This is a genomic window from Amycolatopsis sp. YIM 10, assembly GCF_009429145.1.
In the GTDB taxonomy this organism is placed as follows: Bacteria; Actinomycetota; Actinomycetes; order Mycobacteriales; family Pseudonocardiaceae; genus Amycolatopsis.
This window is the reverse complement of the sequence record NZ_CP045480.1, coordinates 1,350,001-1,364,156: the sequence shown is the minus strand read 5'-3', so window position 1 is coordinate 1,364,156 and position 14,156 is coordinate 1,350,001. Positions and strand designations below refer to the sequence as shown.

The 14,156-nt window shown below is 67.5% G+C and carries 10 protein-coding genes and 2 rRNA genes (1 of these 12 running past the window's edge); 2 read left to right on the top strand and 10 right to left on the bottom strand.

Annotation, left to right across the window (positions count from 1 at the left end; all coding sequences use genetic code 11):
- Window positions 1–15: 15 nt before the first annotated feature.
- Both YIM_RS06635 and YIM_RS06630 read right to left on the bottom strand, forming a co-directional pair.
- Entirely contained in the window at window positions 16–318 is a 303-nt protein-coding gene (locus YIM_RS06635; RefSeq protein WP_153029490.1) for a hypothetical protein, read from the bottom strand.
- Between the two features lie 209 nt (window positions 319–527).
- Complete coding sequence (locus tag YIM_RS06630; RefSeq protein WP_153029489.1) at window positions 528–2,612, bottom strand: ATP-dependent DNA helicase UvrD2; 2,085 nt, start codon at window positions 2,610–2,612, stop codon at window positions 528–530.
- Window positions 2,613–2,663: 51 nt separating this feature from the next.
- On the opposite strand from YIM_RS06630, the gene YIM_RS06625 reads away from it, so the two are divergent.
- Entirely contained in the window at window positions 2,664–3,392 is a 729-nt protein-coding gene (locus YIM_RS06625; RefSeq protein ID WP_153029488.1) for a DUF4191 domain-containing protein, read from the top strand.
- Between the two features lie 331 nt (window positions 3,393–3,723).
- Here the strand turns inward: YIM_RS06625 and YIM_RS06620 are convergent, their stop codons facing one another.
- The gene (locus YIM_RS06620; RefSeq protein ID WP_153029487.1) at window positions 3,724–4,209 is read right to left on the bottom strand and encodes an RDD family protein; all 486 of its coding nucleotides are present in this window, start codon (window positions 4,207–4,209) and stop codon (window positions 3,724–3,726) included.
- A 237-nt stretch (window positions 4,210–4,446) separates the two neighbouring features.
- Here YIM_RS06620 and glnA point away from each other — a divergent pair, with 237 nt between their 5' ends.
- Complete coding sequence (gene glnA, locus YIM_RS06615) at window positions 4,447–5,871, top strand: type I glutamate--ammonia ligase (RefSeq protein WP_153029486.1); 1,425 nt, start codon at window positions 4,447–4,449, stop codon at window positions 5,869–5,871.
- Between the two features lie 78 nt (window positions 5,872–5,949).
- Here the strand turns inward: glnA and YIM_RS06610 are convergent, their stop codons facing one another.
- The 7 genes from YIM_RS06610 to YIM_RS06580 all read right to left on the bottom strand — a co-directional run.
- On the bottom strand, window positions 5,950–6,381 hold the full coding sequence (locus tag YIM_RS06610) for a thioesterase family protein (RefSeq protein ID WP_194240062.1): 432 nt from the start codon (window positions 6,379–6,381) through the stop codon (window positions 5,950–5,952).
- Window positions 6,382–6,406: 25 nt separating this feature from the next.
- The gene (locus YIM_RS06605; RefSeq protein WP_153029485.1) at window positions 6,407–9,367 is read right to left on the bottom strand and encodes a bifunctional [glutamine synthetase] adenylyltransferase/[glutamine synthetase]-adenylyl-L-tyrosine phosphorylase; all 2,961 of its coding nucleotides are present in this window, start codon (window positions 9,365–9,367) and stop codon (window positions 6,407–6,409) included.
- Window positions 9,368–9,407: 40 nt separating this feature from the next.
- Entirely contained in the window at window positions 9,408–10,538 is a 1,131-nt protein-coding gene (locus tag YIM_RS06600; protein ID WP_194240061.1) for an inorganic phosphate transporter, read from the bottom strand.
- Window positions 10,539–10,633: 95 nt separating this feature from the next.
- Window positions 10,634–11,389, bottom strand: coding sequence for a type 1 glutamine amidotransferase (locus YIM_RS06595; protein ID WP_153029484.1), 756 nt, complete (start codon window positions 11,387–11,389; stop codon window positions 10,634–10,636).
- 26 nt (window positions 11,390–11,415) lie between these two features.
- Window positions 11,416–12,267 (bottom strand): GNAT family N-acetyltransferase, encoded by an 852-nt coding sequence (locus tag YIM_RS06590; RefSeq protein WP_153029483.1) that lies wholly within the window; start codon window positions 12,265–12,267, stop codon window positions 11,416–11,418.
- A 125-nt stretch (window positions 12,268–12,392) separates the two neighbouring features.
- Window positions 12,393–12,509, bottom strand: a 5S ribosomal RNA gene (gene rrf / locus YIM_RS06585).
- Between the two features lie 80 nt (window positions 12,510–12,589).
- A 23S ribosomal RNA gene (locus tag YIM_RS06580) occupies window positions 12,590–14,156 on the bottom strand (it continues 1,553 nt past the right edge of the window).

Here is a 14,156-nt window from a genome sequence, read left to right as displayed (position 1 = left end):
CTCCTGACGGGACTGTCAGGGACCTCGCTCTATGAGGGGAGGCGGAACGTGCATCTGGATCGGCTTGACACCCTGGGCATCAGCGGTCGTCGGCAGGACATAGGTCGGCAGCGGCTTCGGGAGCACATTCCCGATGCCGGCCTCAGCGGTGAACTCGGCGGCGCTACGCCCACGGAAAACCTGTTCCGGAGCGGCGGCGATCGAGCGGTGCTGAGCGACCGAAGGCATACCGGTGCCGCGGCGCGCGCGAGCATCCCGGCCGGCGGCGGCGCAGGACACAGTGGTGCCCGGGTTATCGTTCAAGAAGAAAATCTTCACGCCAGACACCTCCCATCCCCATCGCGGCGCTCGAGCCGAGCTCGGCAAGCCGGTTTCTTCCGGGCTGCTTCACCCGGGTACCTGCAGGTTATGGGCCACGGGGTGGCCGGGGCAACTTATTTTCGCGAAATTTCCCCGAACTGGCGAAAAAGGGCGCTGAACTGGGCTTATGCCAGAAAACTCGCCGGTGACCGAGCGCGCCGGTCCGGCTACGAGCCGACAGCTTCGCGGACCACCGCGAGGATCTCCGCGCCGAACCGTTCGAGCTTGGTCTGGCCGATGCCGGAGATCGACACGAGCGCGCTCTCGTCGACCGGGCACTGCTCGGCGATGGCGACCAGCGTGGCATCGGTGAACACCACAAAAGCAGGAACCTTGAGTTCGCGCGACCGATTTCCGCGCCAGTACTTCAGCCGGTCCAGCACCTGTTCGTCCACGGTGGACGGACAACGGTCGCATCGGCCCAGCTTGATCGCCATCGTGCCGGTCAGCGGGCCTTCGCAGATCCGGCAGGCCTGCCGCTGGCCGGTGGACCGCACCTGCGCACTCCGCGCGACACGGGCGGCCGGGTGGTTCTCGGGCAGCAGGCCGTAGAGGAACCGGCTGCGGCGTCGGTTGCGTCCGTTCCGGAACAGCGACCAGGTCAGTGACAGGTGCTCACGCGCACGGGTCACGCCCACGTAGAAGAGGCGCCGCTCCTCCTCGATCGCGGCTTCGTCGCCGTCCGCGTGCTGGATCGGCAGCGTTCCCTCGGCGAGGCCGACCAGGAACACCGCGTCCCATTCGAGGCCCTTCGCCGCGTGGAGCGAAGCCAGCGTGACCCCTTCGACGGTCGGCGGGTGCTGGGCGGCGGCCCGCTGCTCCAGCTCCGCCACGAAGCGGTCGAGGTCTGCCCCTTCCACCGTCGCGGCGAGTTCCTCGGCCAGCTCGACCAGGGCGAGCAGCGCGTCCCAGCGCTCCTTGGCGGCCCCGCCACCGGAGGGCGGCTGCTCGGTCAGACCGACCGGCGCCAGCACCGCGCGCACCGAGTCGACGAACTCGCCGCGCTGCCCGGCCGCGGCCGCGCTGCGCAGCGCGATCACCGCCTGGCGGATCTCCTTGCGCTGGAAGAACCGTTCGCCCCCGCGGACCAGGTACGGGATGTTCAGCTCGGAGAGCGCCTGTTCGTACGCCTCCGACTGGGCGTTCACCCGGTAGAGAATCGCGATCTCGCTCGCCGGCACGCCGAGTTCGAGCAGGTCGTGGATGCGGGCGGCGACGGAACTGGCCTCGGTCGCCTCGTCCTCGTGCTCGGCGAACCGCGGCTCGGGACCGTCCGGACGCTGCCCGATCAGCCGCAGCCGCGAACCAGCAGGACGGTTGCGGGCGGCGCCGATCACCTTGTTCGCCAGCGCCACCACCTGCGGAGTGGACCGGTAGTCGCGCTCCAGCCGGACGACAGTGGCGTCGGGGAAGCGACGGGTGAACTCCAGCAGCGGCCGCGGCGAGGCGCCGCCGAAGGAGTAGATGGTCTGGTTGGCGTCACCGACGACCGTCAGATCATCACGACCGCCGAGCCAGGCGTCGAGCAAACGCTGCTGCAGCGGGGTCACGTCCTGGTACTCGTCGACGACGAAGCAGCGGTAGCGGTCGCGGAACTCCTCCGAGACCGCGCTGTGTTCTTCGAGCGCGGCGATGGTGTGCAGCAGGAGGTCGTCGAAGTCGAGCAGGCGCGCGTTGTTCTTCAGCTCTTCGTAACCCGCGTAAACCTGCGCGATCCGGTCGGCGGGCTCGGGCGTGTCGCGGCGGAGGCGGGTGACGACGGCCGGATAGTCCTCGGCGACGACGAGCGAGGCCTTCGCCCACTCGATTTCGCTGGCCAGGTCACGCAGCACCTCGATCTCGGTGCCCAGCCCGGCCCGGTTGGCGGCCTGGCCGATCAGCCGGAGCTTGTTGTTCTCGATCAGGTCCCACTGAGGCCCGCCGACGACCCGCGGCCAGAAGTACCGGAGCTGGCGCAGCGCGGCGGCGTGGAACGTGCGGGCTTGCGCACTCTCCACCCCGAGGCCGCGCAGCCGGGCCCGCAGCTCGCCCGCGGCCCGGTTGGTGAAGGTGACAGCGAGTACCTGACCAGCCGCCACATGACCGGATCGCACCAGGTGAGCGATACGGTGCGTGATCGTGCGGGTCTTGCCCGTACCGGCCCCGGCGAGCACGCAGACGGGGCCGCGTGGCGCTCCGGCGGCGGCGCGCTGTTCGGGGTCGAGCCCGTCGAGCAGGCCTGGCTTGGCTTCGGAGACGGATGCACTACCCACTCCCGCATCCTCGCAGATGCTCCCCGACGGCCCGCCCGTATCCTGGTGGTTATGGCCGGAAAGCTGGACAAGGAAGCCGCCAAGCAGGCGAAGAAGGAAAAGCGCGCGGCGAGCAAGGCTCGGCGCGGTCAGATCTTCGAGGCGTTCAAGATGCAGCGCCGCGAGGACAAGGCGCTCATCCCGTGGATGGTCGGCGCGATCCTGGTCGTCACCGGCGTGGTCTTCGGCATCGGCTTCCTGCTGGACCTGCAGTGGGTCCTGCTGCCCATCGGCATCATGCTCGGCGTGCTCGCCGCGGTGATCATCTTCGGCAGGCGGGTACAGAAGACCGTCTACTCCAAGGCCGACGGTCAGCCGGGCGCGGCCGCCTGGGCGCTGGACAACCTCCGCGGCCGGTGGCGGGTGACGCAGACGGTGGCCGCCACCACCCAACTCGACGCGGTGCACCGGGTGCTCGGCGGACCCGGCGTGGTGCTCGTCGCCGAGGGTGCGCCGCACCGGGTGAAGGGCCTGCTCGCGCAGGAGAAGAAGCGTGTGTCGCGGCTGGTCGGCGAGACCCCGATCTACGACATCGTGATCGGTCACGAGGAGAACCAGGTCCCGCTGCGCAGGCTCCAGAACTACCTGATGAAGCTGCCGCGGAACCTGAAGCCCGCCCAGGTCGACGCGCTCGAGGCCAAGCTGGCCGCGCTCGGCAACCGGGGGGCCGCCCTGCCCAAGGGCCCGATGCCGCAGGGCGCCAAGATGCGCAACGTCCAGCGCACGATCCGCCGCCGCTGACCGACCTCGAACGAGGCCGAAGCCGCAATCCGCCCGCCAGGCAGCCTGACGCGGGCCGCGAGGCGCGAAGTCGCCAGGCACCAGGCCGCCTGACGCCAGGCTGAGAGGCCGAGCGAAAGCGGAGGCCGAACCGCCAGGGCCGGGCGGCCGAGGCCGCAACACTGCTGCTGGCCCGCATGGCTGCTCGAGCCGCGAGGGCCCGGGGCTGCTAGAAGGTCGAGCCGCAAGGCTCGCGAGGCCTGAGCGGAGGCCGAACCGTCAGACCGGGCCGAGGCTGGAAGCAAAAGGGGAGCCCTCACCTGCGAGGGCTCCCCTTTTTTGCGCGAAACCTTCAGCGGAGGCGGAGCACCGCGGTGCCGGTGGCGCGGTCCAGCAGACTGCGCCCGTCCACGTTGCGCAGGGCGGCGGGCAGGATGACGAAGGTCAGCGCCCCGCGCACCACCGCGCGCCACAGGCCCACCATCGAACCGCCGTCCAGGCGGGCCACCCGGATGCCGACGACCGCCATGCCCGGGGTGAAACCGAAGAACGAGACCGGCACCATGGTGATCACCGCCCAGACCACCACGCTCCACAGGTTGTAGGACTCCATCACCGCCGCGTCGGCGAACTGCGGCTGGATGAAAAGCGAGGTCAGCAGCGACGCGAGCGCGAGGTCGATCAGCAGCCCGACCAGGCGACGGCCACCGGCGGCGATCGAACCCGGGCCGCTCTCCGGCAGGCCCAGCCGCTCGCCGCGCCACCGCTGGTTCTGCCCGTCGTCGACTCCGCTCGCCTCGCGGGCCCCGGGCAGCCACTCTCCGGTCCATCTCGCCACCCATCCAGGGTATGCGGGTGGCGCGCACCACGTCCGCCCTGGTCGACTATCCGATATCGCCCCACCCGTTAACACCGGCGAAACATACGGGTGACGGTCGGGCAACACCGCGCTTTTAGCGTGAGCCGAAGAGAGTAACGCGCGAGGTGTACCAGCGCTCGCGTCATCACGCTCTGAACGCGGTGCGGCGACAAAGGCACGGCCGCCGGCAACGAGATTATGAAGGAGTTACCGAGGGTGTCCACTACTCCAGACGATATCCAGCGCCTGATCGCCGACGAGGACGTGCAGTTCGTCGACGTCAGGTTCTGCGACCTGCCCGGCGTGATGCAGCACTTCACCGTGCCGGCGAAGGCGTTCGACAACGACGCCTTCGAGGAGGGCCTCGCCTTCGACGGCTCGTCGGTGCGCGGTTTCCAGTCGATCCACGAATCCGACATGCTGCTGCTGCCGGACGCGGAGACCGCGCGGATCGACCCGTTCCGCAAGCAGAAGACGCTGTCGCTGAACTTCTTCGTGCACGACCCGTTCACCCGCGAGCCCTACAGCCGCGACCCGCGCAACATCGCGCGCAAGGCCGAGCAGTACATCGCCGAGTCCGGCGTGGCCGACACCGTCTTCTTCGGACCGGAAGCCGAGTTCTACATCTTCGACTCGATCCGCTTCGACTCGGCGGAGAACGGCTCCTTCCACGAGATCGACTCGGTCGAAGGCTGGTGGAACACCGGCGCCGACGAAGAGGGCGGCAACCGCGGTTACAAGACCAAGTTCAAGGGCGGCTACTTCCCCGTCCCGCCGGTCGACCACTTCGCCGACCTGCGTGACGAGATCGTCCAGAAGCTGACCGGTTCCGGCTTCGAGATCGAGCGCGCGCACCACGAGGTGGGCACCGCCGGGCAGGCCGAGATCAACTACAAGTTCAACACGCTGCTGCACGCCGCGGACGACCTGCAGCTGTTCAAGTACATCGTGAAGAACACGGTGTGGGAGAACGGCAAGACCGCCACCTTCATGCCGAAGCCGCTCTTCGGTGACAACGGCTCGGGCATGCACTGCCACCAGTCGCTGTGGAAGGACGGCGCGCCGCTGTTCCACGACGAGTCCGGTTACGCGGGCCTGTCCGACACCGCGCGCCACTACATCGGCGGCCTGCTCACGCACGCCCCGAGCCTGCTGGCCTTCACCAACCCGACGGTGAACTCCTACCACCGCCTGGTGCCGGGCTTCGAGGCGCCGGTCAGCCTGGTGTACTCGCAGCGCAACCGCTCGGCCTGCGTCCGCATCCCGATCACCGGCAACAACCCGAAGGCCAAGCGCGCCGAGTTCCGCTGCCCGGACTCCTCTGGCAACCCGTACCTGGCCTTCGCGGCGATGATGATGGCCGGTCTCGACGGCATCAAGAACAAGATCGAGCCGCCGGACCCCATCGACAAGGACCTCTACGAGCTTCCGCCCGAGGAGGCCAAGGACGTCAAGCTGGTCCCCGGCGACCTGGGCACCGTGCTCGACACGCTCGAGGCCGACCACGACTACCTGCTCGAAGGTGGCGTGTTCACCCCGGACGTGATCGACACCTGGATCTCCTACAAGCGTGAGCACGAGATCGACCCGCTGCGCCTGCGCCCGCACCCGTACGAGTTCTCGCTCTACTACGACGTGTAAGCCAGGCCGGCTACCGGTCCGCACCGGCGGTGAGAGTGGACACCACTCTTGCCGCCGGTGTTTTCATTTCCGCCGGGGTCAGCCGCCGAGCAGCACGTCCATGTCGATCCCGGCCTGTTCCATCCGCCCGCGCGGGTCGTCGACCAGCTTGCGGCGGTCCAGGTCCATCAGCCCCAGCGTGCAGGTGATCTCGGCGGCGAGCGTGCCGTCGACCTTGTGGATGTTCGAGTCCATGTGGAAGGTCTTGCCGCTGCCGAACTTGACCTCGCAGCTCACGTCGACGGAGTCACCGGCGCGGAGTTCACGGCGGAAGATGATGTGCGATTCGAGCAGGACGGCCGCGAGCTTGGCCTCGCGCATGCCGGCGCTGAGCACCCCCGCCTTCTCCATCAGCTCGAGCCGGGCGACCTCGCCGTACGAGTGGTAGACGGCGTGGTTGAGGTGGCCAAGAGTGTCCAGCTCGTAGTGCCGCACCTTGATCCGTACTTTGAAGCTCTCGTGCTCGGTCACGCCCACACTTTAAACACGCCGCCGGTCACGGCTCGTAGAAGAGGCGTTCGACGACGGCGTGCGCCCGCCGGGTGGTGCGGCGGTACAGGTCGAGGAACTCGCCGGGGTCGTCGTCCGCGGAGTAACCGAACACCATGGCCACCGCGGACAGTTCGCGCCCGCTGCCCGGGATCTGGTCGACGGCCTTGCCGCGGACCAGCATGCCCGCGTTCCGCACCCGCGTCGCCAGCAACCACGCCTCGACCAGCGATTCGACGTCACCCTCCGAGGCGAGCTCCGCGTGCGCCATCGCGCGCAGGGCTTCCACCGTCGAAGTGGTGCGCAGGCCGGGGAACTCGTGCGCGTACCGCAGCTGGGCGAGCTGGGCCGTCCACTCGACGTCGGCGAGGCCACCGCGCCCGAGCTTGGTGTGAGTCGTCTTGTCGGCGCCCTTCGGCATCCGCTCGGTGTCGACGCGCGCCTTGATCCGCCGCACCTCGCGCACCTTCACCGCGTCCAGCCCTTCGGCTGGGTATCGCACCGGGTCGATCGCCGCGATGAACCGCTCGCCGAGTTCGGCGTCCCCCGCGACGAACCGCGCCCGCAGCAAGGCCTGCGCCTCCCACACCTCGGCCCATCGCGCGTAGTACGCCCGGTACGACTCGAGTGTCCGGACCAGCGGGCCGTTGCGTCCCTCCGGCCGCAGGTTCGCGTCGACCTCGAGAGCCGGGTCGGAACTCGGCGCGCCAAGCACCTTCCGCACGGTCTCGGCGACCGAGGACGCGAACTTCACCGCTTCGGCGTCGGAAGCGCCCTCGACCGGCTCGCAGACAAAGAGGACGTCGGCATCCGAGCCGTAACCCAGTTCGGAACCGCCGAGGCGCCCCATGCCGATGACCGCGATCACCGCGGGTTCCGCACCCAGCTCGGCAACCCGTTTCCGCGTCGCGGCCGCGAGCGTGCTCTGCAACACCGCCGCCCACACGCTCGACAGCGCTTCGCAGACGTCGACCACGTCCATCAGGCCGAGCAGGTCGGCACTGGCGACGCGCAGCAGTTCGTGCCGCCGCAGCGAACGCGCCGTGGTGACCGCCGCGTTGAGACCGGGCTGGCGCCGGACAGCCGCGCGCAACGAGGTGGCGACCTCGCGCGGCGAACGCCCGGCGAGCCGATCCGGCGCTCCGAGCAGCTGGAGCACCTCGGGCGCGCGGACGAGCAGGTCCGGCACCAACTTCGACGTACCGAGCAGGAACGCCAGCCGCTCGACGACCGCGCCCTCGTCACGGAGCACTCGCAGGTACCAGGGCGTTTCCGCGAGCGCCTCGGAAACCTTCCGGTAAGCGAGCAGGCCACCGTCCGGATCCGGCGTGTCGGCGAGGAGGTCGAGCAACACCGGAAGCAGCGTCTGCTGGATCGACGCCCGGCGGGACATGCCGGAGGTCAGCGCCTTGATGTGCTGCAGCGCGCCGTCGGGCGCGGCATAACCGAGCGCGTTGAGCCTGCTCGCCGCTTCCTTGGTGGTCAGCCGCAGCGCGCCGGTCGGCACCCTGGCCACCGATTCCAGCAGCGGCCGGTAAAAGAGCTTCTCGTGCAGCCGCCGGATGCGCTGGCCGTGCCGCTTGAACTCCGCGACGAGCGCATCGGCCTCCGAACGGCCACGAGACGGGCGGATGCCGCTCGCGCGGGCGAGCCAGCGCAGTTCCGTGGTCTCCGACGTGTCGGGGAACAGGTGCGTCCGGAGCAGGCGCCTGAGCTGCAGCCGATGTTCGATCGTGCGCAGGAACTCGTACGAGCCTTCCAACTCGGCGGCGTCCGCGCGACCGACGTAACCACTTTCGCCGAGCGCCGCCAGAGCCTCCATAGTGGACGACGAGCGCAGGTCGGGATCGACCCGGCCGTGGACGAGTTGCAGCAGCTGCACCGCGAACTCCACGTCACGCAGGCCACCGCGGCCCAGCTTCAGCTCGCGTTCGGCCAATTCGGACGGAACGTGCCCTTCGACCCGTCGGCGCATGCGCTGCACGTCGGCGACGAAGTTCTCCCGTTCCGCGGCGGCCCAGACCATCGGCGCGACCAGTTCGCAGTACTGCTGCCCGAGTTCGGCGTCACCGGCCACCGCCCTGGCCTTGAGCAACGCCTGGAACTCCCAGGTCCGCGCCCACTTCTTGTAGTAGCCGCCGTGTCCGTCGAGCGTGCGGACCAGCGCGCCCGCCTTGCCCTCCGGCCGCAGCGCGGCGTCCACTTCGAAGCACGCCTTCCCGACCACGCCCATCATCTTGCTGGCGATCCGGGTGGCGACCTGGATGTCGCCCTCTCCGACAAAAACCACGTCGACGTCACTGACGTAGTTGAGTTCCCGCCCACCGCACTTGCCCATCGCGATCACCGCGAGCTTGGCCCGCTCGGGACCGTTCGTTTCGGACTCGGCGATCACCAGTCCGGCGCGGAGCGCGGCCTCGGCGAGCGCGGTCAGCCGATGGGTGATCTCGGCGTACGACGACGCCCCGAGTTCGGGATCGACGAGGTGCCCGAGATCAGCCGCGGCGATCTCCAGCAGGAGACCGCGGTAACCGGCGCGGAGTGCCTGCTCGGCTTCGGTACCGCCGAGCCCCTCGACGGCCGCGACCAGTTCCTCGGTGTACTTCTCCTCGGCGGTGAGCTTGCGGTCGGTCAGCCTCCGCCACTGGTCGGGCGCGCCGACCAGGAAGTCCGCCAGTGCGCTGGAAGTGCCGAGCACCGCCAGCAACCGCCCGCGAAGGAAGGAGTTCTCGCGAAGGGCGTCAGCCAGCTCCGCCCAGCGGGCACCGTCGACCTCGCGAAGCCGGTCGAGGCCGTGCACGGCGAGGTCGGCGTCAGGCGCGCGCGACAAGGCGTGGAGCACCTCGTCGGCACCTTCGGCCGGGCCCGTCTCGGACCACAGGCCGACAGCGCGCAACTGTTCCACGGCGCGGTCGTCGGTGAAACCGAAGCGCGCCACGGACGCTTTCGAGCGGGATCGATCAGCCATCGCCCCCAACCGTAGCCCCTCCACCGGGGCGCCAGCCCGTTCAGGCGGGCAGGCGATCCGGGGTGAGGTCGGCGGGCGTGGGTTCGGGCACGTGGAAGTTGTGGGCGGAGATCGGCTTGCGCCGCGAGAGCAGGTAGATGCCGAGCCCGATCAGTACGCCGGCCACACCGACGCCGATGGTGCCCGCGGTGCCGAGCGAGGAGATCTTGCCCGCGATCGCGCCGACGATCCCGGCGGCGGGCAGGGTGAGCATCCAGGCGAGCACCATGCGACCGGCGAGCCGCCAGCGCACCGGCGCACCACGCCTGCCGACACCGGAACCCAGCACGCCACCCGAGCACACGTGCGTGGTCGACAGCGGGAAGCCGAAGTGCGACGAGGTCAGGATGACCGCGGCCGAACTGGTCTGCGCGGCGAAGCCCTGCGGTGGCTCGATGTCGGTCAGGCCCTTGCCAAGGGTGTAGGTGATCCGCCAGCCACCGAGATAGGTCCCGAGCGCGAGCGCCAGCGCGGCGCTGATGATCACCCAGGTCGGCGGCGCCGATCCCGGCGCGAGGCTGCCCGCGCTGACCAGGGTCAGCGTGATGATGCCCATCGTCTTCTGCGCGTCGTTCGTGCCGTGCGCCAGCGAGACCGCGGAAGCCGAGAAGATCTGTCCGATTCGGAATCCGGAGCCGCCCGTTCTCCCGCGCAGGAAACGGTAAACCAGGTACGTTGCGCCCGCGGCGACCAGACCGGCGATCACCGGCGACGCCACGGCGGGCAGCACGACCCGCTCGAGGATCCGTCCGAATCGGACACCGTCGGTGCCGACGGACACCCAGGTCGCCCCGATCAGCCCGCCGAACAACGCGTGCGACGAACTCGATGGCAGCCCGGCGAACCAGGTGACCAGGTTCCAGACGATGGCTCCGATCAAGCCGCCGAAGATGATCTCCGGCCCGATTCTGGTCTCGTCCACCAGGCCGGAGGAAATCGTCTTGGCGACTTCGACGGACAGGAAAGCACCGGCGAGGTTCAGCACAGCGGACAGCGCGACGGCGGTTTTGGGCCGGAGCGCACCGGTGGCGATGGTGGTCGCCATGGCGTTCGCTGTGTCGTGGAACCCGTTGGTGAAATCGAAGACCAACGCCGTGGTGACCACGACGATGATGAGCAGCGTGGGGTCCACCCCGACCTCCGACCACGGTTACGGCTTACTTGCGCAACGTACCTGACGTTGGTCGCCTGCCGTTAAGGCGCCGGATATGTGGCCGCAACCTTGTCTTATACCAGGGGCAATGTCCGGGTCGGATCGGCGGCCGGTTCCAGCTGCCCTTGCGCCAGACGGACGAACCGCTCCGCGAAGGGCCGCCACGTTTCGGCGATGTCGGCGTGCACCTGGGTGAGTGTCTCGATTTCGAATGCACCCTCTCGGGCCAGCGCCGCCAGCTCGGGTGCGTCGCGCGCCCAGTCGAGCACCACCTCGGGGGTGGTCTCGATATGGAATTGAACGCCGTAAACACAGCGGTTCAGGCGAAATGCCTGGTTCGGGTAGGACGGTGCCGAGGCGAGCAGTTCGGCTCCCGGCGGCAGCCGCCGGATCTCGTCCTGGTGGAACTGCATGACATCCGGTACGAGCGGCAGCTCGGCGAACAGCGGGTCGATCCAGGCGACGTCCTTCTTGGACACCAGCCGGGCACCGATCTCCGCGCCGTGCTCGGATCGGCCGACCGTGCCACCGGTGGCCACCGCGAGCAGTTGCGCACCGAGGCAGATCGCCAGCGTCGGCAGACCGGCGCCGGTGGCGGACGCGAGCAGCCGGCGCACGTCGGCGAGCCACGGGTGGTTGCGATCGTCCTCGGCGTCCATACCGCCGCCGAGCACGACAAGCCCCCGGTAGCCGTCAAGGTTCTCCGGCAGGGAGTCGCGAGGCGGAAGCCGGAGGTCCAGTTCCGCTCCGGCGTCGGTGAGCCAGTCGCCGAGCGGGCCGATCGGGTCTGACTCGTCGGGCTGGATGACCAGCAAGCGCGTCGGTTCCATACCTACCAAGGTAGGGCAGGCCGTAGTCAGTGCCGCAGCGGTTCCCCGGTGAACTTCACCTCGAGATAACTGTCCACGTACCGGTAGCCGAGGCGCTGGTAGATCCGGTTGCTGACCGGGTTCGCGTCGTCGGTGAACAGGGTGACGTGCTTGATGCCCGCCTGCTGCGCCCGGCGCGAAATACCCGCGGCCACCCCGGCCGCGTATCCGTGGCCGCGCTGCTCGGGCGGGGTGTACACAAAGCCGATCCTGGTCATGTCGGCCTCGGGCAACCGGGAGAACGCCATGGACACCGGCTCGCCGTCCACGCACCACAGCCCGAAAACGTTCCCGGCCGCCAGCTGAGCGGCGAGCACCTTCTCGGGTTCCTTCTCGGGAGGCACGTAGGTGACGGCTTCGGCCAGGAACGCAGCTCGCCAGCGCAACAGGATGTCGGTGTCGCCGGCGTCGGCCAGGCGGAACTCCCCGCGGACACCCTGCGGCTCGACGAGCGTGCCGAGTTCGTAAACGCGCTGGCGGAAGCCGGGCTCGGGCGTGATGCCGAGGTTCGTGGTCCACGCCTGGGCGAACGCCTCGACCTCGGGCACGGGCGCCGACGCACCGGGCAGCTTCACGTCCGCCTCGACCAGCGCATCGGCCACGAGCTGCGCCGCATCGGCGGGCAATCCGCTGACCATGGCGGGCCAGCCGCTGTCCGCGACCAGTGCCCCGTGCAACCGGTCGCCGTTGTGCACGGTCACCATCGCTTCGGCCTGTCGACGACTGCGCGCACTCGCCACCGCCGTCAACGCCCCGGTGTGGCGAACGGGATCAGCACCGTAGATGGCCGCGGCCGGCTCGGCGAAGGTCTCGAAACTGGTGTGCACTCGGGCTTCCACCCCGCCACTGTGACAGCGGGAGCCGGAGGCGTGCCAGCGAAATACCGGCGTGCAGGCACAAAAAAAGAGCGTGGCTCCGGACCCTCATCAGGTCCAGAGCCACGCTCTGTCTATCACTAAGTTAAGTTCGGCGGCGTCCTACTCTCCCACACCCCTTCGAGTGCAGTACCATCGGCGCTGGCAGGCTTAGCTTCCGGGTTCGGAATGGGACCGGGCGTTTCCCCACCGCTATAACCACCGAAACACTACGAAACACCATGCTGGCATTACATCAGCTCTGGTGTGGTGTTTCAGAGCCGTAGAGTGGATGCGAAGCGTCTTTGTAGGCAAGTCCTCGGCCTATTAGTACCAGTCAACTCCACACATTACTGCGCTTCCATTTCTGGCCTATCAACCCAATCGTCTCTTGGGGGCCTTAACCCACAAAGGGGTGGGATACCTCATCTAGGAACAGGCTTCCCGCTTAGATGCCTTCAGCGGTTATCCCTTCCGAACGTAGCTAACCAGCCATGCCACTGGCGTGACAACTGGCATACCAGAGGTTCGTCCGTCCCGGTCCTCTCGTACTAGGGACAGCCTTCCGCAAGTATCCTACGCGCGCGGCGGATAGGGACCGAACTGTCTCACGACGTTCTAAACCCAGCTCGCGTGCCGCTTTAATGGGCGAACAGCCCAACCCTTGGGACCTACTCCGGCCCCAGGATGCGACGAGCCGACATCGAGGTGCCAAACCATGCCGTCGATATGGACTCTTGGGCAAGATCAGCCTGTTATCCCCGGGGTACCTTTTATCCGTTGAGCGACACCCCTTCCACCAGGTGGTGCCGGATCACTAGTCCCGACTTTCGTCCCTGCTCGACCTGTCAGTCTCACAGTCAAGCTCCCTTGTGCACTTACACTCAACACCTGATTGCCAACCAGGCTGAGGGAACCTTTGGGCGCCTCCGTTACTCTTTGGGAGGCAACCGCCCCAGTTAAACTACCCATCAGGCACTGTCCCTCACCCAGATCATGGGCGTAGGTTCAGATTCCCAATCCGGCCAGAGTGGTATTTCAACAACGACTCCACACCCACTAGCGTGAGCGCTTCACAGTCTCCCACCTATCCTACACAAACCGAACCGAAAACCAATACCAAACTATAGTAAAGGTCCCGGGGTCTTTCCGTCCTGCCGCGCGTAACGAGCATCTTTACTCGTAATGCAATTTCGCCGGGCCTGTGGTTGAGACAGCCGGAAAGTCGTTACGCCATTCGTGCAGGTCGGAACTTACCCGACAAGGAATTTCGCTACCTTAGGATGGTTATAGTTACCACCGCCGTTTACTGGCGCTTAAATTCTCAGCTTCACCCCCCGAAAGGAGTTAACCGGTCCTCTTAACGTTCCAGCACCGGGCAGGCGTCAGTCCGTATACATCGAATTACTTCTTCGCACGGACCTGTGTTTTTAGTAAACAGTCGCTTTCCGCTGGTCTCTGCGGCCACCCACCCCTAGCCCGCAAGGGACTTCAGGATGTTTGGCCCCCCTTCTCCCGAAGTTACGGGGGCATTTTGCCGAGTTCCTTAACCACAGTTCACCCGATCGCCTTAGTATTCTCTACCTGACCACCTGTGTTGGTTTGGGGTACGGGCCGTGCACGCACTCGCTAGAGGCTTTTCTCGGCAGCATAGGATCACTCTACTTCACCTCAATCGGCTACGCATCACGTCTCACCCTCATGAAGTGCGGATTTACCTACACTTCGGGCTACACGCTTACACCAGTACTACCATTCACTGGCGGAGCTACCTTCCTGCGTCACCCCATCACTTGACTACTACAGAATCAGGCCCCACGCTCCACAACAGACCTTTGTCCGAAGACTCCAGCCTGCGCTTTGGGTGGTTAGTA